Origin of the sequence: Taibaiella lutea (assembly GCF_008629695.1) — a bacterium.
Taxonomy (GTDB): Bacteria; Bacteroidota; Bacteroidia; order Chitinophagales; family Chitinophagaceae; genus Taibaiella; species Taibaiella lutea.
The window spans coordinates 871,023-891,463 of sequence record NZ_VWSH01000001.1 but is presented as its reverse complement, the minus strand read 5'-3'; the positions used below and the strand labels follow the sequence as shown (position 1 = coordinate 891,463).

General features: G+C 38.4%; 16 protein-coding genes. 9 read left to right on the top strand and 7 right to left on the bottom strand.

The window, feature by feature from the left end; all coding sequences use genetic code 11:
• Positions 1-191 precede the first annotated feature (191 nt).
• Positions 192-5,540 (top strand): S8 family peptidase, encoded by a 5,349-nt coding sequence (locus F0919_RS03790; protein ID WP_150031379.1) that lies wholly within the window; start codon positions 192-194, stop codon positions 5,538-5,540.
• 74 nt (positions 5,541-5,614) lie between these two features.
• Here F0919_RS03790 and F0919_RS03785 read toward each other — a convergent pair whose 3' ends face one another.
• Positions 5,615-5,884, bottom strand: coding sequence for a hypothetical protein (locus F0919_RS03785; protein WP_150031378.1), 270 nt, complete (start codon positions 5,882-5,884; stop codon positions 5,615-5,617).
• A 171-nt stretch (positions 5,885-6,055) separates the two neighbouring features.
• On the opposite strand from F0919_RS03785, the gene F0919_RS03780 reads away from it, so the two are divergent.
• Together F0919_RS03780 and F0919_RS03775 are read left to right on the top strand one after the other, a co-directional pair.
• Positions 6,056-9,469 (top strand): methylmalonyl-CoA mutase family protein, encoded by a 3,414-nt coding sequence (locus F0919_RS03780; RefSeq protein ID WP_150031377.1) that lies wholly within the window; start codon positions 6,056-6,058, stop codon positions 9,467-9,469.
• Between the two features lie 189 nt (positions 9,470-9,658).
• A complete protein-coding gene (locus tag F0919_RS03775) occupies positions 9,659-10,633 on the top strand; it encodes a hypothetical protein (protein WP_150031376.1) in 975 nt (324 codons plus the stop codon).
• Positions 10,634-10,838: 205 nt separating this feature from the next.
• Here the strand turns inward: F0919_RS03775 and F0919_RS03770 are convergent, their stop codons facing one another.
• The 3 genes from F0919_RS03770 to F0919_RS18705 form a co-directional block, all read right to left on the bottom strand.
• Entirely contained in the window at positions 10,839-11,225 is a 387-nt protein-coding gene (locus tag F0919_RS03770) for a VOC family protein (RefSeq protein WP_150031375.1), read from the bottom strand.
• Between the two features lie 2 nt (positions 11,226-11,227).
• A complete protein-coding gene (locus tag F0919_RS03765) occupies positions 11,228-11,785 on the bottom strand; it encodes a DUF4199 domain-containing protein (protein WP_235903452.1) in 558 nt (185 codons plus the stop codon).
• Positions 11,786-11,893: 108 nt separating this feature from the next.
• Positions 11,894-12,475 (bottom strand): response regulator transcription factor, encoded by a 582-nt coding sequence (locus F0919_RS18705; RefSeq protein ID WP_317132532.1) that lies wholly within the window; start codon positions 12,473-12,475, stop codon positions 11,894-11,896.
• 75 nt (positions 12,476-12,550) lie between these two features.
• Here F0919_RS18705 and F0919_RS03755 point away from each other — a divergent pair, with 75 nt between their 5' ends.
• The 5 genes from F0919_RS03755 to F0919_RS03735 all read left to right on the top strand — a co-directional run bounded on the left by F0919_RS03755 (position 12,551) and on the right by F0919_RS03735 (position 18,011).
• Positions 12,551-13,366 carry a hypothetical protein gene (locus F0919_RS03755; RefSeq protein WP_150031374.1) on the top strand — a complete coding sequence of 272 codons (816 nt, stop codon included), beginning with the start codon at positions 12,551-12,553 and terminating at the stop codon, positions 13,364-13,366.
• A 33-nt stretch (positions 13,367-13,399) separates the two neighbouring features.
• Positions 13,400-14,257 carry an alpha/beta hydrolase gene (locus tag F0919_RS03750; protein ID WP_150031373.1) on the top strand — a complete coding sequence of 286 codons (858 nt, stop codon included), beginning with the start codon at positions 13,400-13,402 and terminating at the stop codon, positions 14,255-14,257.
• Between the two features lie 89 nt (positions 14,258-14,346).
• Positions 14,347-14,877 carry a hypothetical protein gene (locus tag F0919_RS03745; protein WP_150031372.1) on the top strand — a complete coding sequence of 177 codons (531 nt, stop codon included), beginning with the start codon at positions 14,347-14,349 and terminating at the stop codon, positions 14,875-14,877.
• 75 nt (positions 14,878-14,952) lie between these two features.
• The gene (gene dcp, locus F0919_RS03740; protein WP_150031371.1) at positions 14,953-17,082 is read left to right on the top strand and encodes a peptidyl-dipeptidase Dcp; all 2,130 of its coding nucleotides are present in this window, start codon (positions 14,953-14,955) and stop codon (positions 17,080-17,082) included.
• A 122-nt stretch (positions 17,083-17,204) separates the two neighbouring features.
• Positions 17,205-18,011, top strand: a complete 807-nt coding sequence (locus F0919_RS03735; protein WP_150031370.1) for a M48 family metalloprotease — start codon at positions 17,205-17,207, stop codon at positions 18,009-18,011.
• A 57-nt stretch (positions 18,012-18,068) separates the two neighbouring features.
• Here the strand turns inward: F0919_RS03735 and F0919_RS03730 are convergent, their stop codons facing one another.
• The 3 genes from F0919_RS03730 to F0919_RS03720 are packed head-to-tail and all read right to left on the bottom strand — an operon-like array spanning position 18,069 to position 19,077.
• Positions 18,069-18,455, bottom strand: coding sequence for a hypothetical protein (locus F0919_RS03730; RefSeq protein WP_150031369.1), 387 nt, complete (start codon positions 18,453-18,455; stop codon positions 18,069-18,071).
• A gap of 25 nt (positions 18,456-18,480) precedes the next feature.
• Entirely contained in the window at positions 18,481-18,858 is a 378-nt protein-coding gene (locus tag F0919_RS03725) for a hypothetical protein (protein WP_150031368.1), read from the bottom strand.
• Positions 18,859-18,879: 21 nt separating this feature from the next.
• Positions 18,880-19,077, bottom strand: a complete 198-nt coding sequence (locus F0919_RS03720) for a hypothetical protein (RefSeq protein ID WP_150031367.1) — start codon at positions 19,075-19,077, stop codon at positions 18,880-18,882.
• Positions 19,078-19,324: 247 nt separating this feature from the next.
• On the opposite strand from F0919_RS03720, the gene F0919_RS03715 reads away from it, so the two are divergent.
• Positions 19,325-20,368, top strand: a complete 1,044-nt coding sequence (locus F0919_RS03715) for an AI-2E family transporter (protein ID WP_150031366.1) — start codon at positions 19,325-19,327, stop codon at positions 20,366-20,368.
• Positions 20,369-20,441 lie beyond the last annotated feature (73 nt).

Genomic DNA, 20,441 nt, shown 5'->3' with positions numbered 1-20,441 from the left:
ATGAATTTTTTTAATTCCTTTAGTTTATTTGGTTCTTTTTTTTAAATTAACAAAATTTAAGTACATACCTTTAATAAGACACAAAACCATTGGCTTTCGTTGGCAAAAATTAGTTAAATAAAAAAACACTTTTCTCAATTAAAGAATTCTAAATTTTAGTAGTAATTTTCATAATTCTAAAGCTTTTAACTATGCAGAAAATCTACATTTTATTAATTGTTTTGCTTTCTGTTTTTTCCGCACCTTTTTCTGCACAAGGTCAAAATGGAAGTACATTCTTTTATAATAACAGGGATATTGTGCTGCATCAGAATTTACAGGGACTTATTGATAAAGTCAATGGGTTGGGCAGCGTAGAAAAGCCCGTTTTGGTTTATCTGAAATTCAATAAGCCCGTTAATAAATCGTTGTTGCTTTCAAATGGAATACAGCTTCAGTCAAGCCCGCAGGCCGGTATTTATTTTGTCGCAATTTCAGGAAAAATTGATAAACAGTTTTTAGATAAAAACGGCATTGAAAGTTGGGCCGATATAAATGCTTTAGATAAAATAAGCCCGCTTCTTACGGATATTGCTACATCAACCGAAAATAAAAAAATACTTCTTTCTGTTCTCAAAAATATTTCTGCCGACCAGATTCAAAGTTATTTGACGCCATTCAATGGTAAATTACTTCCCGAACAACTCTGGAAAGAGCAGCATATATGGGAAGTAAATATTCCGGCAAATAAAATTTCTGAGCTCGCGGCACAGGACTTTGCGCTCTCAATTATGCCCATTTTAAAACCTCAAGCACTTTTATTTGAAGCCAACGGTTTAACCAATAGCGCAGTTGCACATCAACCAATTGCTTTAGGTGGTTATGACTTGCATGGAGATGGTGTAAGAATTGGTGTCGGCGATAATTCAGATCCATTACATATTGATTATGCCGACAGGCTAACCGCATTCAATCCTGCTTATAGTAATGACCATGCTTTTCATACAACGGGTACTGTCGGCGGCAATGGTATTGTAGATGAAAAATTCAAAGGCTTTGCAAACAAGAGTCTAATAGTTTCTGATTTCTTTAGTCAGGTAATAGCTAATACAACTAATTTTCTGCAGGATTTTAATATGGTTATCACCAACAATTCTTATGGAAATATAGTGGGCGATTGTAATTATGCGGGAACTTATGATGTCTATTCTCAATTTACAGATCAGCAGTTGGTGGATAATCCTACGGTATTGCATGTTTTTGCCGCTGCAAATGACGGAACAAGGAATTGCAGCCCTTTTCCCATCGGATTCGGAACTATTACGGGTTCTTTTTCCACTGCGAAAAATGTATTGACCGTTGGCGGAACAGATAAAGCACAGGAACCTATTAATACGCTAAGTTATTCGTCAAAAGGTCCTGTTAAAGACGGCAGGTTAAAGCCTGAGATTTCTGCGGTGGGCAGGCTTCTGGTAGCAACAATTGAAAATAATACATACGGCGTTAACGGCGGCACAAGTATGGCTACTCCGAATGTAGCCGGTGCTGCGGGTCTTCTGTATCAGCGATATCGCCAGTTACATGCCAATCAGGATCCCAAAGGAGCGTTGATAAAAACAGTTTTGATGAATGGCGCTACAGATCTCCCGCCTGTTGGTCCTGATTTCAAATTCGGCTTTGGTCAGCTGAATGTAGGACATTCATTGACAATGCTGGACAGCTCACAATATTTGGTCGATACTATCAACACCAATATCGTCAAAACGTATAACCTGAACATTCCTGCAAATACATCGAAGGCGAAAATTATGCTTTACTGGAATGACCCGGCAGCGGCGCCGCTAAGTGCAACCACGCTTATCAATGACCTTGATTTGACTGTTACGGATCCTGCAAATAATGTGCAATTGCCTTTGGTATTAGACCCTACACCATCTCAGGTTCAGGTCCCTGCCGTGCCCGAAACCGATCATAGAAATAATGTGGAACAAGTTACGATAAACAATCCTGTGGCAGGAAATTATACCATTAAGGTTAAAGGCTTTAATGTTCCCGAAATAAATCAGGAATATATCGTTGCTTATGATTTTACCCCTACAGGTGTAAGCATGCATTATCCGTTTGGAGGAGAAGCTTTGGTGGGTGGCGATTCCATGATGGTTTATTGGGAAGCTTCAGAAGATGTCAATACTTTCACGCTTTCTTTTTCGCAGGATAACGGGGCAAACTGGCAGGTTATTAATAATAACATTGCTGCAGACAGAAGATATTACACCTGGACTCCTGCCGCAAATATCAACTCTGCTCAATGCTTAATAAAGATAAGCCGTAACAGCACGGCCCAGACCTCGCAAAGCAAGGCATTTACACTTACAGGACGTCCTGTCCTTGCTTTAAATGCTGTTAATGAACAATGTCCCGGTGCCATAAAGGTGAATTGGAATGCAATTCCGGGAATAACACAATACAGGATATTCAAAAAAACAGGTTTTGATATGGTGCCGGTCGAAACAGTTACCGGAACTACTTATACATTCACCGGACTTAATACGGACAGCACTTATTGGGTTGCAGTTGCAGCTATTACAAATGGAAATATCGGTATGCGTTCTGTTGCCAAAAGCCGTACGCCTTCCGACGGTAATTGTGTTGGTACGGCTAATCATGGCGATCTGAGAATGGCAAAAATACTTGCTCCCAATTCAGGAAGAATATTGACAGGTACTGCACTTTCTTCCTCACAACCTTTAACTATTCTGATTAATAATCTGGATGATCAGACTGCCAATAATTATCGTATTTCTTACAAAGTAAATAACGGAGCATGGAATAGTAATAACTATACAGATCTTATAAATCCTGCAGGAAACAGACAAATAACGGTAGCCAACCTGAATCTTTCTGCAGTTGGTACTTATACTATTACAGTGGCGGTAACCAATCTTGCCATAACAGACCCGCTTCACGCCAATGATACTTTGACTTACGAAGTACAGCAAATAGATAATCCTGTCATGAATTTATCGGGCGGGTATGCAGAAGGCTTTGAAGGAACTACAGATATAAGTCTGGTTGGAACAGGTAAAACAGGATTGCCAGGAAAAACAAAATGGGACTTCACGCAAAGCCAGCCTTATGGCCGCCTCAAAAATTTCTTAAGCAGCACTGTAACTATTTCAGGTTCTAAATCCATGAGCATGGATAACAACAGAAACCAAAGGACTGATATCGCAGGAAGCAGTTACAACACGCTTACAGGTACTTTCAATTTAAGTAATTATAATACTGCAAATTGGGAAGTCAGATGTGAATTTGATTATGTAATGTCAGGCATTCCGAAATTTGATACAGGCAATAGTGTATGGGTAAGGGGCAGTGATAGTGACCCGTGGATTCATTTATTGGATTATCAGATTGATACGGTTAATTATGGCGCCGTGTTTCATTCAGGTTCCATACAGCTTTCTGATTTGTTTGCAGCCGCAGGACAGACTTTTACAAGCAGCACGCAGATTAAATTTACGCAATACGATACTTCAAGGATCGAATCTTCTTATTATGGAAATGGTGTAACAATCGACAATTTTAATCTTTATCTCGTTACAGATGATGTTGCTATGATTTCGGTTGATTCTGTTTATCATTACAATTGTGGTTTGAGTTCGCAGGTTCCGCTAAAAGTTACAATCGGTAACGGTGTAAACAATACGGTTCACAATATTGCTGTTTCTTATAAATTGGATAATAATCCTGTTGTTACGGAAATGCTGGATTCCATTCAGGGCAATGATACATTGATCTATACTTTTTTGCAACCGATGGATTTGTCAGTTAATGGTACCTATCAGCTTTCAACATGGGTAAACGTAATGACAGATACTTACAGATTGAACGATAGTATTATCAATTTCACCATCAAGAATCAGCCTGTCATAACGACTTTCCCTTATCTGGAAACCTTTGAGCAGAATGAAGGATTTTATTACGCTGAAGGCAATAATAACAGTTGGGAATACGGAACACCCGCATCGCCCAAAATAGATCATGCGGCAAGTGGCATTAAAGCCTGGAAAACCACGCTGGCAGGCAATTATAATGCACAGGAAGTTTCTTATCTGTACAGCCCGTGTTTTGACATCAGTCAAATGACAAAACCAACTTTAAGTTTTAATATGGCTGCGGATTTAGAAGAACCCGGCACAACCATTTATGACAAGGCTTATGTTGAATATAGTCATGACGGGCATACCTGGATTAAGCTGGGCGCCGCCGGCCAGGGAACAAACTGGTATGGCAATGATTCTGCGCAGGCATGGACAAACCGTGATGAAACCTATTGGCATGTAGCAACTATTCCATTACCGAATGATGAATCAGTTGTTTCATTTCGTTTTGTATTGCGTTCAGATCAAGGTACGGAATACGAAGGCCTGGCAATTGATGATATACATGTTTACGACCTGATTCATCCTATTTTTAATCAGGCACAATTTCCGCAACCTGTTACACAAAACATTGCTGCCGGCCAAAATGCAGACTTCTTAAATGGCAATGATATTGGAATGCATATTGCAAATGGTACGTCCGGTCTTGGTGCAACAAAAGTGCAGGATTACAAGCATGATAATTTTATCAATAACGACAGCACACAATATTTCCTGCCAAAGAATTTTGTAGTTCAAACCGAAAGTGCACCGAATGACAGCGTAACGTTGAGATTCTATGTCCCGGATGAAGCTATGAAAACTATCAGAAATGATCAGGTTTGTTATTCTTGCAATAAGGTTACGGAAGTGCAGGAATTGGGTATTACCAAATATAGTGATCCTAATCTTGCTATTGAAAACAACACATTGAACGATAATGCAACAGGAGTTTACACTTTTATACCAAGGAATAAAATACTATGGGTGCCTTATGACATTGGTTATTATGCCGAAACCAAGGTTAAGTCATTCTCGGAATTTTGGTTTAATGACGGAGGCCCGACGCATGATCAAACACTGAATACAAACATTTTTAATTTTACCGCATCACATTATGGCAATCGTTATGCGCAGTTGCAGTGGAGCTCAAGTATCGACGACCGTACTTTTAAATATGAATTGCAACGATCAGATCCGGATATGAATTTCACAACAATAGCGACTTTAAATTCCTCTCATCAAAATGGAAGTACCTATAATTATATTGATACGGTTCAATTGAACAGCGCTGTTGTTTATTACAGGGTAAAATATACCATGCTGGATACTACCGAACACTTGAGCGTTATCAGAAGCCTTGACTGGTCGGGATATAACGGTGTTGTAAATATTTATCCAAATCCTGTAAGGAATGGACTTCTTTATCTGGAATGGTTTAAAGGATATGGTGATGGTTTGCAATGGAGATTATTAAACATTACGGGCCAGTCCATTAAAACAGGTGCTATAACAGACCATACTTTCTCGGGGAAATATATTTTCAATATGGATGAAATGGCGCTCTCTGCCGGGATTTATATTCTGGAAGTAAGAAGCGGAAAGGAGAAGTGGACATTTAAAATTGTATATCAATAAGTAATCTTTAAATGTATGAGCGGCCCTGTTAGTTTATAACAGGGCCGCTCATACATTGATTGTAAAAGAATTCGTCAGAGGTTGGAAATATTATTTGCAATCAATTTTAATGCATTGTTAAATTCCTCTATGTTTAATGGATTATCAATAAATATAGCATCTACTTCTTCCGCATCGTAGCCCGACATTAAATCAATTAATTGGCCGGATTTTGCGATATAATCCGCTTCATTTTTGCTCAGCTTTGCGAGCATGCCAAATTGCAATGCAAGATCTTTGTGTGCAATTGCCGCGGTTTCAATAATGGCGTTATACGTCGCCTGTGAGATGTCGGTAGTATCCATAATATTATTTTCGGGAGGAATATTTGCTTTGTATATGTTTACGGAAACAAAAGTACGTGAAAATGTGTCGTTGCATTCAGGAGCGTATAGCTGGAAACTTGTTTTTGAAATGTATAGCTTTAGCAGGATATTATTGTAATTTTGCAGCCTTAAGTAATCACTTACTATTTTATGTCATATACACCACAAAATAAAATCAGAATTGTAACGGCTGCGTCTTTGTTTGACGGACACGATGCTGCTATTAATATCATGCGCCGTATTATGCAGGCAAATGGTGCGGAGGTTATTCACCTGGGCCACGACAGAAGTGTGCAGGATGTTGTTGATTGTGCCATTCAGGAAGATGCAAATGCTATTGCCATGACTTCTTATCAGGGCGGCCACGTTGAGTATCTGAAGTACATGTATGATTTGCTGAAAGAAAAAGGTTGCGGACATATTAAAATTTTTGCTGGTGGTGGCGGTGTAATTTTGCCAACAGAGATTGCAGAATTACATGAATATGGCATAACTAAAATCTACTCTCCTGATGACGGCCGCGCTATGGGTCTGGAAGGTATGATTATTGACTTATTGCAAAAAAGTGATTTCCCTACAGGTAATCAACTGAATGGTGAAGTAGGACATATTAAAAATAAGAACCCGAAAGATATTGGCGTATTGATTTCGGCGGCAGAGAATTTCTCTGAATTGCCTGAAACACAAGCCATGCTTAAGAATATTGCGGCACAGGCAAAAGAAAGCAAAACGCCTATATTGGGTATTACAGGAACAGGTGGTTCGGGTAAGAGTTCTTTGGTGGATGAAATGGTGCGTCGTTATTTATTGGATTTCAAAGATAAAACGATTGGTATTATTTCTGTAGATCCATCCAAACGTAAAACAGGCGGCGCTTTGCTGGGTGACCGTATCCGTATGAATGCCATTCGTAATGACAGAGTTTATATGCGTTCGATGGCTACACGTCAAAGCAACCTGGCTGTTTCCAAATACATTCATGACGCTGTAAATATTTTGAAAGCAGCACAGTATGATTTGATTATCCTTGAAACTTCCGGTATTGGTCAGAGCGATACACAGATTACGGATTACTGTGATTTGAGTATGTACGTAATGACACCTGAATATGGTGCTGCTACCCAATTAGAGAAGATTGACATGTTGGATTTTGCCGATATTGTTGCGGTGAACAAATTTGACAAACGTGGTGCGATGGATGCATTGCGCGATGTGAAAAAGCAATACCAACGTAACCATAAATTGTTTGACAAAGATGCGGAAACCATGCCGGTATTTGGTTCTATCGCATCGCAGTTCAATGATCCGGGAACGAATACTTTGTACCGTGCATTGATGGATAAAGTAGTTGAAAAAACGGGTGCGGGCCTGGTTTCAACTTTTCATCCGAGTGAAGAACTGAGCGAAAAAATATTTATCATCCCGCCTGCGAGAACCCGCTACCTGAGCGAGATTTCTGAGAATAACAGGGCTTATGACAAACGAGCTGCGGAACAGGCAAATATTGCTCAGAAGCTGTTCGGCATTCATAAAACCATTGAAACTTTACAGGAAAGTAAGATTGAAGATAAAGATCGTTTGATAAAAGAATTGCAGGAAGTTTATACAAAAGTGCAATTGGACATCGATCCAAAGAATCTGCTTTTGCTGCAAAACTGGGAAGCCAAGAAACGTCATTATCAGGACGAGTTTTATATTTTCAAAGTGCGTGATAAAGAGATTAAAATCAAGACGCATTCCGAATCTTTATCCCATTCGCAGATACCTAAAGTTGCAGTACCTAAGTTTGAAGCCTGGGGCGAGATATTGAAATGGGCTTTGATGGAAAACTTCCCGGGAGAATTTCCTTATGCTGCGGGTATTTATCCGTTCAAGCGTGAAGGTGAAGATCCGACAAGGATGTTTGCCGGTGAAGGCGGACCGGAACGTACAAACAAACGTTTCCACTATGTAAGCAAAGGATTGCCTGCAGCGCGTCTGAGTACCGCATTTGACAGCGTTACGCTTTACGGACAGGACCCTGACCATCGTCCGGATATTTACGGTAAGATTGGTAATTCAGGTGTAAGTGTGCCTTCTTTGGATGATGCCAAAAAATTATACAGCGGCTTTAATCTTGCTGATCCGAAGACTTCGGTTTCAATGACAATCAACGGTCCTGCACCGACTATTACAGCTTTCTTTATGAATGCTGCCATTGACCAGCAATGCGAATTGTACATTAAGGAAAACGGATTGGAAGAAGAGGTAAATAAAAAGATTGATGCTATTTATAAAGACCGTGGTGTTGCCCGTCCTTATTATAGTCAGGGTGTTGGTATTGGTCAGAAAGCAGAAGGTTCGCAAAGCGAATTGCCGGAAGGAAACAATGGTCTTGGATTGATGCTTTTAGGTGTTACGGGTGATATGGTTTTACCTGCTGATGTATATGCTTCTATCAAAGAAAGAACATTGAAAGCGGTGCGCGGTACGGTGCAGGCAGATATTCTGAAAGAAGACCAGGCACAGAATACCTGTATCTTCTCTACAGAATTCTCTTTGCGTGTGATGGGTGATGTACAACAATATTTCATCAATGAAGGGGTGAGAAACTTCTATTCGGTTTCTATCTCCGGTTATCATATTGCGGAAGCGGGCGCTAATCCGATTTCTCAATTGGCATTTACCATTTCAAATGGTTTCACTTTTGTGGAATATTATTTGAGCCGTGGTATGAATATCGATGATTTTGCACCGAACTTATCTTTCTTCTTCAGTAACGGTGTGGATCCTGAATACAGCGTAATCGGCCGTGTGGCGCGCCGTATCTGGTCTAAGGCCATGAAGTATAAATATGGTGGTAACGAACGCAGCCAGATGTTGAAGTATCATATCCAGACTTCCGGCCGTTCTTTACATGCGCAGGAAATTGACTTTAATGATATCCGTACAACGCTTCAGGCATTGTATGCGATTTATGATAACTGTAATTCGCTGCATACAAATGCGTATGATGAAGCTATTACAACGCCAACAGAAGAAAGTGTTCGTCGTGCGATGGCTATCCAGTTAATTATCAATAAAGAATTGGGTCTTGCTAAAAATGAAAATCCATTGCAAGGCTCGTTCATCATTGAAGAACTGACCGACCTTGTGGAAGAAGCTGTACTGACGGAGTTTGACCGCATTTCTGAACGTGGCGGTGTATTGGGCGCAATGGAAACCATGTATCAACGTGGTAAGATTCAGGAAGAATCTTTATACTATGAAACCTTGAAGCATACAGGTGAATTTCCGATTATCGGTGTGAATACTTTCCTTAGCTCGACGGGTTCCAAGACGGTGATTCCTGCGGAAGTTATCCGTTCTACGACAGAAGAAAAGGAATTCCAGATTGAAAATGTACATAACCTTTGGAAACGCAGTGGCGATAAGGGTGAAGAGATGCTGTCGCGTCTTCAGAAGAAAGCGATTCATAATGAAAACATTTTTGAAGAGTTGATGGAAACGGTGAAGTATTGTTCGCTTGGTCAGATTACAAGAGCGTTGTTTGAAGTAGGTGGGCAGTATAGGAGGAATATGTAAGATATTTGACGTTAGATATTAGATTAGATATTTAAATTGAATATTAAAAGAGCCGGACAATTGAAGATGTCCGGCTCTTTTGCATTTTTATTATATTAAGATGTATAGGTGTCCCACACTTTAAAAGTGTGGGACACCTCGTTTCATTATCATTTAATCATAAATTGCATTATCCAAATCAATATAATTGTGTCAATCAATACGCTGCAAACAGAAAAGGCCTTTGTTTTAGTGCTTTTGTTTTTAAGTATTACAAATGCAGTAAATGCACAGACTAAAGTCAAAAGCGATTTAGATTACCGGGATCTGAAAGGTCCGGTAAAGAAAATCCGCTCCCATATTTATGATATCTCGGATAGTACCGGCAAGCAGGAGAAAGTATGGGTATATTCCGAAACGGAGTTGTTTAATAAAGCGGGCAACTATATTTATGATAAAGATGTTCAGGCGAAAACCTATTTTAATGATTCCACGCATTATACTTACGATTCATTGCAAAATCTGGTAGTAGAAGAGGTCTTTGAGGAGCATAACGTTTTAGAAAAAAGAGTTGTCAGTACTTATAACCAAAATAGGCAAACATTGACTGAAATGCAGCTGGAATATGATGTGGATGATGATAGCGGACAGATTACCGATACATTTATACACACTGATCGCTATACTTATAATGATCTGAACCTGACAGATGAAATATGGCGTTCGGCGTTACAATCAGATGGTACCATCGGCCCTTACCGGCTGTATATTAAAAATGTTTATGAAGACAGCGGGCGTATCTGTTATCAATATGAATATCGAAGCTCTGAAAATCCTGCCGTTGCCGATACCAGCTATACGAGAAAAAACAACGCGGGGCAAGTTGTAAAAAGCTACAATTCACAAACCAGTTTTCTGGATTTTTATGATAGCCTTGGTCGGATAATTAAGTTAAGCAGCCTCATGCTTAGAACAGATTCCGTTTATAATCATATTGTTTTTACGTACGATAAATGGGGAAATAAAAATAGTACCACTACTTACGATAATTCCGGCAAGATAATAGGTGCAATGTCTACATCTACATTTTATGATATTGACAGGCGTGGTAACTGGAGAAAGGTAAAAGGTTACAGGGGTGGTAAGCTGACTTATTATTGTGAAAGAAAAATTGAGTATTACTGATTCCCATTTTCAATTAAATAAAGAAGCTGTAATTAATTTAAGAAAGATGACTGCGACGGTGCCTTATAGGGAGTTGAAGGATCTTTCTGCTGCTTTAACAAAGGAGATAGAGGATAGAAAGAAGAAATAGGTATAGGTGTCTGCACTTTAGGATAACAGGTGTCCCACACTTCAAAAGTGTGGGACACCTTTGTGGGACAACTGTTTATTTCTCATCAAAAGCTTCCCATAACTCAATTTTGTTGCCTTCGGGATCAAGAATATGGACGAACTTGCCATATTCATAGGTTTCTATATTGTCCAATATGGTAACACCTTCTTTTTTCAATTCTTCGACAAGGGCTTCAAGGTTTTCGACGCGATAATTAATCATGAAGTTCTGTGTGGAGGGCTCGAAGTATTTGGTCTTGTCAGGAAAGGTGCTCCATAGGGTATATCCTTTTTTTGTTGCGTCGTCTTCCTGGCGCCATTCAAACTTCACACCATAGGGATCTGTATTGAAACCGAGATGGGTTTTATACCATTCGTTGATTTTTTCAGGGTCTTTGCATTTGAAGAATATGCCGCCGATTCCTGTTACTCTTTTTTCCATGTTTATTTATTTTGGTCAAAACTGAATTGAGTTTTATTATCTTTTCTTTTTAAAATAAGGGAACTGATAAGCGTCACCAACAGACCTACCGGTAAAATTTCAGCGTAGGTCATTAGTATAACCACCAATGGATTTTTGTACATCTGAATAAAACTTGCCATTTTCTTTGTTTCTTCTGCTAATTCTGCCGCGCTTGCACCTTTCTTTCTTAATTGTTCCATTTCATGTGCCGAGTACTTTTCTGCAAAATCAGGAATAAAGCAATAATATTCGATAAGCCAGCCGATGACATAAATAGAGGATGCAACGAGTGCAATAAAAAGACCGACTTTGAATGCTTTACCAAAACTGATAATGCCGTCATTGTAATTATTACGGTAATTGCGGACTCCGACAAAAATCAACGAAAACGCGATTATCATAGAAGCATATCCGACAAGCATGCTTTTGGTATAATCAAAATTGCTGTCGGAATGGCAAAGGTTGGCGGTGAAAAGCATCGGAATGGCAACGACGATTCCTGCAATAAGTCCGTAAATGAGAATAGTTTTTTTCATCATGTAAATTATTTTGTTGTTGCAAATATGATGCCTGCAATCCTTTTTTCGCTCATACTTTCGGCTATTTCTCTTTTTAAAACCTGTTTTCCTGCTAAAGATGGAGGCTTTTTAAGGAATAAGTCCTAATCTTCTGGCTTTTTCGGCTGCTTGTGTCCGCCTCTTGACATCCAGCTTTTCAAAAAGGTTTTGGTTATGTGTTTTGACGGTGCTTAATGAAATGAAAAGTTTGGCAGCGATTTCCTGGTTGCTAAGTCCTTCCGCCATTAAGGCTAAAACTTCCAATTCTCTTTTGCTTAGTTCGAGTTGATTAATGACAGCTTCGTTTAGGATAAATTGTTCGTTTCTGGTTACAATTATCTCTTTCTCTACTATAACTGTTTCTATTTTAGGTTTTGAAAGTTTCAACGCGAGCCATATACCCAGGGAGGTAAATATAATCGCAATGGCACCGATGTAAATTTCGAGCGCATGATCAAATATGACAAAACGGAGTTCCAGCCATTTGAGTAAAAACAGCAATATGGCTAAACTGATACTGTAAATAATAGCGCCTTTATTTTTTCGTAAAAGAACCGGAATGTTTATCATGCTGTTCAATGGTTGTCTGTTGGTCAATTGCCCGTCCTTATGAAGGAGCCCGGAATTGTAAGATGCCGTATTTTTAATGCCAAATTTAAAACTAATGTTCAATAGTAATATGTTTTATATGGTCCTGCTTGACATTTTGTTTTTATCTTTATCGTAATCAACGTTTGTCTCGAACTAATGCGCAGCTTATTACTTTTCCTTCTTCTGTTTTTTACAATAACTACAACTCGTGCACAAGATGATATTCAACATGAAATTGATTCTGTAATGAACGGGTTATATTCTGATACTGTCTTCGCAAATGAACTATTCACATTCGATACTACTCGCGCTCATATTAATAAAAAATGGAATGAGATTGATGATTCTATAACAAATCTAATAGTAAGAAAGCATGTTGCAGAAGATGTCGTGATAAGAGATGATTATCCCTATCCGGGTTTTGCTTTGGAAATACAATATTCTCCTACTTATGCATATATTTTACAACATAAATATAAGATACGCAGGCCTGCCAGACATGGATGTATTATTCCTTATTATCAGCGCAAATATGACAGTTTGGTTGCCGATAAACTGAAAAGTAAATTTGGTGTAGATGTATTTGAGCGCACTTTTAAAGAAGCAGAAAAGCTTGATAAAGAAAATAAAGGGCTATTGCTACCATACCTTAAAGACAGTATAAATATTCTTACACAATTGAAAAGAGAAATTCCAAACTGGGATACGATGTGTAGCAGAATGTTTTCTGAAAGGCCTTTAGAATATTTAATTATAACTTTTGAGGGAAATACGGTGGCTCATGTAGATCTTGCTGAGAATTTTTGGGGTATTCAGCCACTGTTTGGTGTTGAAATGCCACGAGGTTTGTTAGAGTCTGTCTTAAATAAATTAACATGGGAAGCTCCTCTTTACAATAGAAAACCAATTGACAAAGCGGTTACATTGAATTTATATACCAATGAAATCTCATGGTTCAATTATTGGGATTAATTTTTAACTACTTTTTTATTAAAGACTTTATTTATGAAGATATTCATTCCTCTTTTGTTACTGTTCTTTTACGCGAACAAAGATTTTGCTCAATCCGCCAAACCTATTGTAATCGGACGAACCGAGGAAATACAGTCCAAAGAGCTAAATGAAAAAAGAAAGGTCAATATTTATCTGCCTGAAGATTACAATCCCCAAGACAGCATAACCTATCCTGTAATTTATATCATTGACGGGGGCATTGAGGAAGATTTCTTTCATATTGCCGGAATTGTAAGATACAATACACAGCCCTGGGTAAATCGTTTTCCACGATCTATTGTTGTTGGCATTGAAAATACAGACAGGAAAAGAGATTGTTCTTTTATGGTAGATAATCTTGATTTTCTTGATAAGGTAGGCTTTAAGAAAGAGAGCTTTACCTCCTATGGCGGTTCCGGTAAATATATTGCCTTTCTGGAGAATGAATTACTGCCTTTTATGGATAAGAACTATAAAACTACTCCTAACAGGACCATTATCGGTGAATCTTTTGCAGGATTGCTTACCACGGAAATATGTCTGAGGCACAGACAGCTTTTTAATGCCTATATTATTATCACGCCAAGCCTTTGGTGGGGTAATGAATTGTTGTTAAAAGAAGCACCTTCCTTATTGCAGGCAAAAAATAAAAACAAGATAAACGTATATGTCGGTGCTTGTAACAAAGACGAAGATACCGTTATGTACAATGATGCGGTTGCACTGAAAGATGTTTTAATAAAACAGGGAGGTAGTGAAACCAATGTTTTCTACGATTATATGCCGGATGAAATTCATTCAACGGTTATACATCAGGCGGTTTACAATGCCTTCAAATTAATGTATCCGCATACGGAATATCAAAAGTAAAATTTGCGACACACTATATGGATAATTTGTCCGACACCTCCGAGGTGTCTGAAATCATGAATTTCTCCTCTGAATTTTTATAAATAAAAATGCGTTCTTTAAGAAATCTGGAAATCAACCAAAGTATTGAAAGAGGTAAACTTGTTTACGACGAATCGTTTATGGATAAGTTTGATGGTGCTATCAATTATCTTATTTCATTTTTATTGATATTTATTTCGATTTGCTTAAGTCAACTTAATACTCAATCAGAAAATGATTTCACTTTTGAAATAATTTTTGCAATATTAAGTGGCACGTTTGGCTTGTATAACTTATATCGAAAGTTAATGGAGAAAAGATTGATAAAAATTAAATCCCGGTTTTCTGCAAAGGAAATTAAAGAAAAGTTGTTGGATTTTGCCATAAAAGAAGAATATGAAATTTACAGGCAAAGCGGTTATTGTCTCATTTTCAATTCTTCCGATTGGGAGATTGATCTTTATAAAAAAACAAGAATAATTTTTATCCGGGATTATGAAATTTATTTCACTGTTATTCAGGATAATTCGAGGTTGAACCGTCCTGTTTATACCACCCATCTTTTTCTTAAGCGTGCTTTTAAGAAATTATTGAATTAATGGTTAATCATCTTATTAAAAGATCTAAACCTTATTGATTTGCTATCTTTGTTGCAATCCAATAACAATTTTTCAATGAAAAAAATTCCTATTCTATTTTCAATTGCTATGGCAAGTATTATAACATCCTGCTCCAACAATGATTCGCCGAAGGGTAATGATACTTCTTCGAATCCATTAATGGCGGCAAGCACATTGCCTTATCAGGCGCCTGAATTCAATAAAATAAAAGACGGCGATTACCAGCCCGCTATTGAAGAGGGCATGAAGCAACAAATGGCTGAAATGGATTCCATAGCCAATAATACGGCGGAACCGACGTTTGAAAATACGATGGTGGCAATGGAGAAATCCGGGCAATTGCTGCATCGCGCTTATGCTGCCTTTAATGTGGTAAGCGGTGCAAATACCAACGAAACATTGCAAAAAGTGCAGGAAGCCATTGCTCCCAAACTTGCTGCCCATCAGGACGCTATTTACCTGAATGCAAAATTATTCAATCGTGTGCAGGCTATTTATGATAAACGCAGCGGGTTGAACCTGGATGCAGAATCTTTACGCCTGGTTGAATATTATTACCAGCAATTTGTAAAGGCCGGTGCAAAATTGACAGATGAAAATAAAACGGCGCTTAAAAAATTGAATGAGGAGGAAGCTGGATTGGGCGCGAAATTTACGAATATGCTGTTGGCAGCTGCTAAAAACGGCGCATTGGTGCTTGATAATAAAGAAGCGCTTGCCGGTATGAGCGATGGCGATATCGAGGCTGCAGCCAAAGATGCAAAAGACGCCGGTAAAGCAGGTAAATGGTTATTGTCCTTACAAAATACGACACAGCAACCTGCTTTAGGTTCGTTAAGCAACCGTAACACACGCAGACAATTATTTGATGCTTCATGGAACAGGGCGGAACGTGGCGATGCGAATGATACGCGCGCAACTATCAGCCGTATAGCAAAAATCAGGGCGGAAAAAGCAAAATTGCTTGGGTTGCCGAATTATGCTTCATGGCAATTGCAGGACCAGATGGCTGAAACACCGGCTGCTGTCATGAATTTTTTCAATCAGTTGATACCTGCTGCCACAGCTAAGGCGCGTAAAGAAGCGGCTGATATTCAGGACTTGATTCATCAGCAAAAAGATACTTTCAATGTAGAGGCTTACGACTGGGATTATTATGCAGACCAGGTTCGCAAGGCGCGTTATGATTTGGATGAAAGTCAGATCAAACCTTATTTCGTACTGGACAGTGTTTTAAAAAACGGTGTATTCTACGCTGCTACACAATTGTATGGTATTACATTTAAGGAGCGCAAAGATATTCCGGTATATCAAAAAGATGTGCGTGTGTTTGAATTGTTCAATGAAGATGGTTCTGCTATCGGGTTGTTCTATTGCGATTATTTCAAACGTGATAATAAGAACGGCGGCGCATGGATGGAAAATATGGTTGGTCAATCCAAATTATTAGGTACCAAGCCTGTTATCTATAACGTTTGCAATTTTACTAAACCTGCTGACGGCCAACCGGCTTTAATCAGTTTTGATGACGTAACTACGATGTTCCATGAGTTCGGACATGCATTGCACGGGTTCTTCGCAGACCAGCAATATCCAAGTCTTTCAGGAACGGCCACTGCAAGAGATTTCGTGGAATTCCCTTCTCAGTTTAATGAACATTGGGCTTTATATCCTACGATATTGAAAAACTACGCTAAACATTATAAAACGAATGAAACGATTCCTGATGCATTGGTTGCTAAAATAAAGAATGCCGGTACTTTCAATCAGGGTTATGCTTTGACGGAGATATTGGCGGCAGCAGGTCTTGATATGCAATGGCACAGCATCGGAGCAGATGCTCCGGAGCAAAATGTGGATACATTTGAAACGGCAGCGCTTAAGAAAATTCATCTTGACCTGAGCTATGTCCCTTCACGTTACCGCAGCTCCTACTTCCTGCATATATGGTCAAATGGGTATTCTGCCGGCTATTATGCTTATCTGTGGACTGAAATGCTGGACGATGACGCTTATTCATGGTTTGAGGAAAACGGCGGTTTGACAAGAACCAATGGACAACGTTTCCGCGATATGGTGTTATCGAGAGGAAATACGATAGAATTAGGAAAAATGTTCCAGGACTTCAGGGGACATACGCCTGATATCAAACCAATGTTGAAAAACAGGGGACTGGTAAATTAATCTCAATTAAGAGGAATAAATGAAAGGCCTGTCAGCATAGCGCTGGCAGGTTTTTTGTTTATTTTTTGCTAAATCAATCTTTTTGGAACGATTTTTGTATTATATACTTAAAACAAGTATTTATGAAAAAACGATTTACCTTACTATCTGTTTTCGCGATAACAGTATCCTCTTTTTTTGCAGGTTGTACAAAGGACGGAGCCGTTAATATTTTCTCGATTGACGATGATAAAACTTTAGGGTTGCAGACTAAACAGCAAATTGAATCCAATCCTTCTGAATTCCCTATTTTGAGTCCGTCAGCTTATCCGGCCATATATTCTTACCTCAATGGAATGCGCGATGATATACTGAATAGCGGAAAGGTGACTTACAGAAATGAATTTTCCTGGGAAGTGTATGTTATAAAACGTGATGATGTGGTAAATGCTTTCTGCACACCCGGCGGCTACATTTATATTTATACTGGCCTGATAAAATATCTCGATCACAAGTCTTCATTGGCAGGAGTATTAGGTCATGAAATGGCGCATGCAGATAAAAGACATTCCACTAACCAGCTTACAAAAGCTTATGGTGTGCAGGCCTTATTGGATGTTGTAGTCGGAAAGAATCAGAATCTTTTAACACAGATTGCATCGGAATTAGTTACGCTTCAATTCAGCAGATCAGACGAATCTCAGGCTGATGAATATTCTGTCGTTTATTTATGTCCTACAAAATACCGGGCAAACGGAGCAGCTGATTTCTTTGAGAAAATTATAGCTCAGGGCGGAAGCCAGCCACCGGCTTTTCTTAGTACACATCCCAATCCGGATAACAGGGTAGCAAATATCAATCAACATGCTACTGATGGCGGCTGCACTTCAACTATTACGACACAGGAAGACGATGCAGCCTATGTTGCATTCAGAAACAGTTTGCCTTAGTTGAATATTGAAAAGTAATTGATGAAGTATTTTTATAAAAAAAGGAATCTTTATAGTTTATAAAGATTCCTTTTTCTTGTTTTGTTTTTTCTTGTAAGAAACCAACATTCTAACAGCCTGTATAGCTATCAGGGCTATGCCAACGCCTTTGATTATCTTTCCGGCTTTGCTTTTCTTGTTTTTTTCTTTGGTTGAGCTTTCTCTGTCTTCTTTGTTGGCTTTCTTTTTGGAAGAGAAAAGGGAGGGGATGAATTTCAGGGGTGAACCTTTGCCCATAACCTTGTTTGTAAAAAAGCCCAATGCAAAATCAATAGCCAATTGTTGCGGATCCAAAATCTGAACCCACTCTTTCTCTATTTTTTTAGCTTTCTTCCTGAGCCTTGCTTCTTCTTTGTCTAAATCATCAAGGCTGGAAATCCTTTTCCTTTTGTAAACAGTGCTCATAAGTTCATTTTACTTTGAAATGTTTTTAACCTTCTGCATTTTCATCAGAATCATCGTCTTCTTCATGATAATTCTTGGTAAGCAGTATTGTTAACTTACCGGCAAAAAAGCGGATAATTTTTTTACTGAAACCAACTACAATGAAGGTTATGATAAGTATAATCAGTGCTGTGGCAAGGTAGCCCCAGACGGCACTGTCGAACAATACTTTTAAATATTCTGCAATACCTAACAGGACAAATATGCCAAAGGTAAAAAAGAGGAATATTGCAATCATGATGAAAGCAAAATAACCCATTACATTCACCAGGCGTTCAATTACTTCGAGGCGAATTAATTCAAACTTCAGATGAACGTATTGGGTTATTTTCTCCTTAAGCGAGCTAAGAGGATTTTTAAACATGCGGTTTATTTAGGAGAGAACTTAAGCGCTGAAAATTTCTTCTTCAAGATCAGAAGTTTTTTTACTCATCTTGTCCTTAAGTTTATCAATGCTTTTTTTAAGACGATCTACTTGTTCCTGACGTTTGTCTTTGTCTGTTCCAAGTACATAACCTGCTGCTGCGCCTATAGCTGCTCCGATCAATAATGTTGCTACTGTTTTACCTGCGTTGTTTGCCATAAAATTTAGATTTTAATGTGAAATATTACTAAACAAATTTACAATCTTCTATCCTTTTTGTTCGAAAGAATTTTGCTTTTAATAAAATCTTACCATTTCGATAATCATTATAAGCAATTTATTTGCAATTCTTTACACGATGAGCAAAGATATAATTTCTTATTGCGACATTATTGTCAATATAATTAAAATATTTCAAACTTCGTGTGCCAAGTTGTGTTAACTTTAGTCAAATGCAATTGTAACTATGGAATTTTTAAGAACAAACGGGTTAAAACAGATTATTCTTTTGCTGCTTATTAGTTTAATAGGTATCGTACTGGTCTGGCAACTGAAATATTTTATTCCCGGGTTGCTCGGGGCGATTACACTTTATATATTGCTCCGTCAATATTATTTCAATCTGACAATCAAACGAAGGTGGAAGAAATGGATGGCGGCTATGGTATTGATTTTTCTTTGTGTATTGCTTCTTGCATTGCCGATATGGATTATTGTTCAATTACTCCTGCCAAAATTCAATTACGCTTTTGATCATACTGATCAGATAATGGCAAATGCAGCTCATGTTATTGATTGGGTGAAAGGAAACCTGCCTAAATTAAAAATAAATGATGAACAGATTCAGCAAGGCCTGCAACGTATTCTGCTTATTGTGCCGACAGTTATAAATGCAACCTTAAATGCTACGGCAAGCATGGTGCTCAATACATTGACTGCCTTCTTTATTCTTTATTTTATGTTGATGAGCGGCCGGGATATGGAAAAGAAACTGCTGAGCCTGCTACCGTTAAAGGAAGTAAATAAAGATGCGCTTTGGGTTGAAACGAAGAATATGGTCGTATCCAACTCTGTTGGCATTCCGGTGCTAATGATATGTCAATGTATTATTGCTGTTATAGGTTATTGGCTGTTTGGCATCGAACAACCCGTTGTTTGGGGGATACTTACCGGCGTTGCTTCTATTTTGCCGTTAATAGGAACCATGATTGTCTGGATTCCAATTTGTGTTGTTGTTTTTGTAAAAGGAGATATTGGTATTGCAATAGGGTTATCGCTTTATTGTGCAATAGTTGTGTCTAATATTGATAACGTACTGCGGTTTACTATTCTGAAAAGAATAGGTGATGTACATCCGCTTATTACAGTATTCGGCGTTATTCTGGGTTTGCAGCTTTTTGGTTTGATGGGACTTATTTTCGGACCGTTATTGGTAGCGTATTTTATTTTATTGATTAAGATTTACCGGCTCGAATTTTCATCAAAAAAGGAAGTGGATGGCGTTCTTTAACTAAACGAAAAGAGCTTTTGCCTAACTTCGCCGATTCGGTTATTCTTTTTAAACCTTTCAATAAAATTAAAAA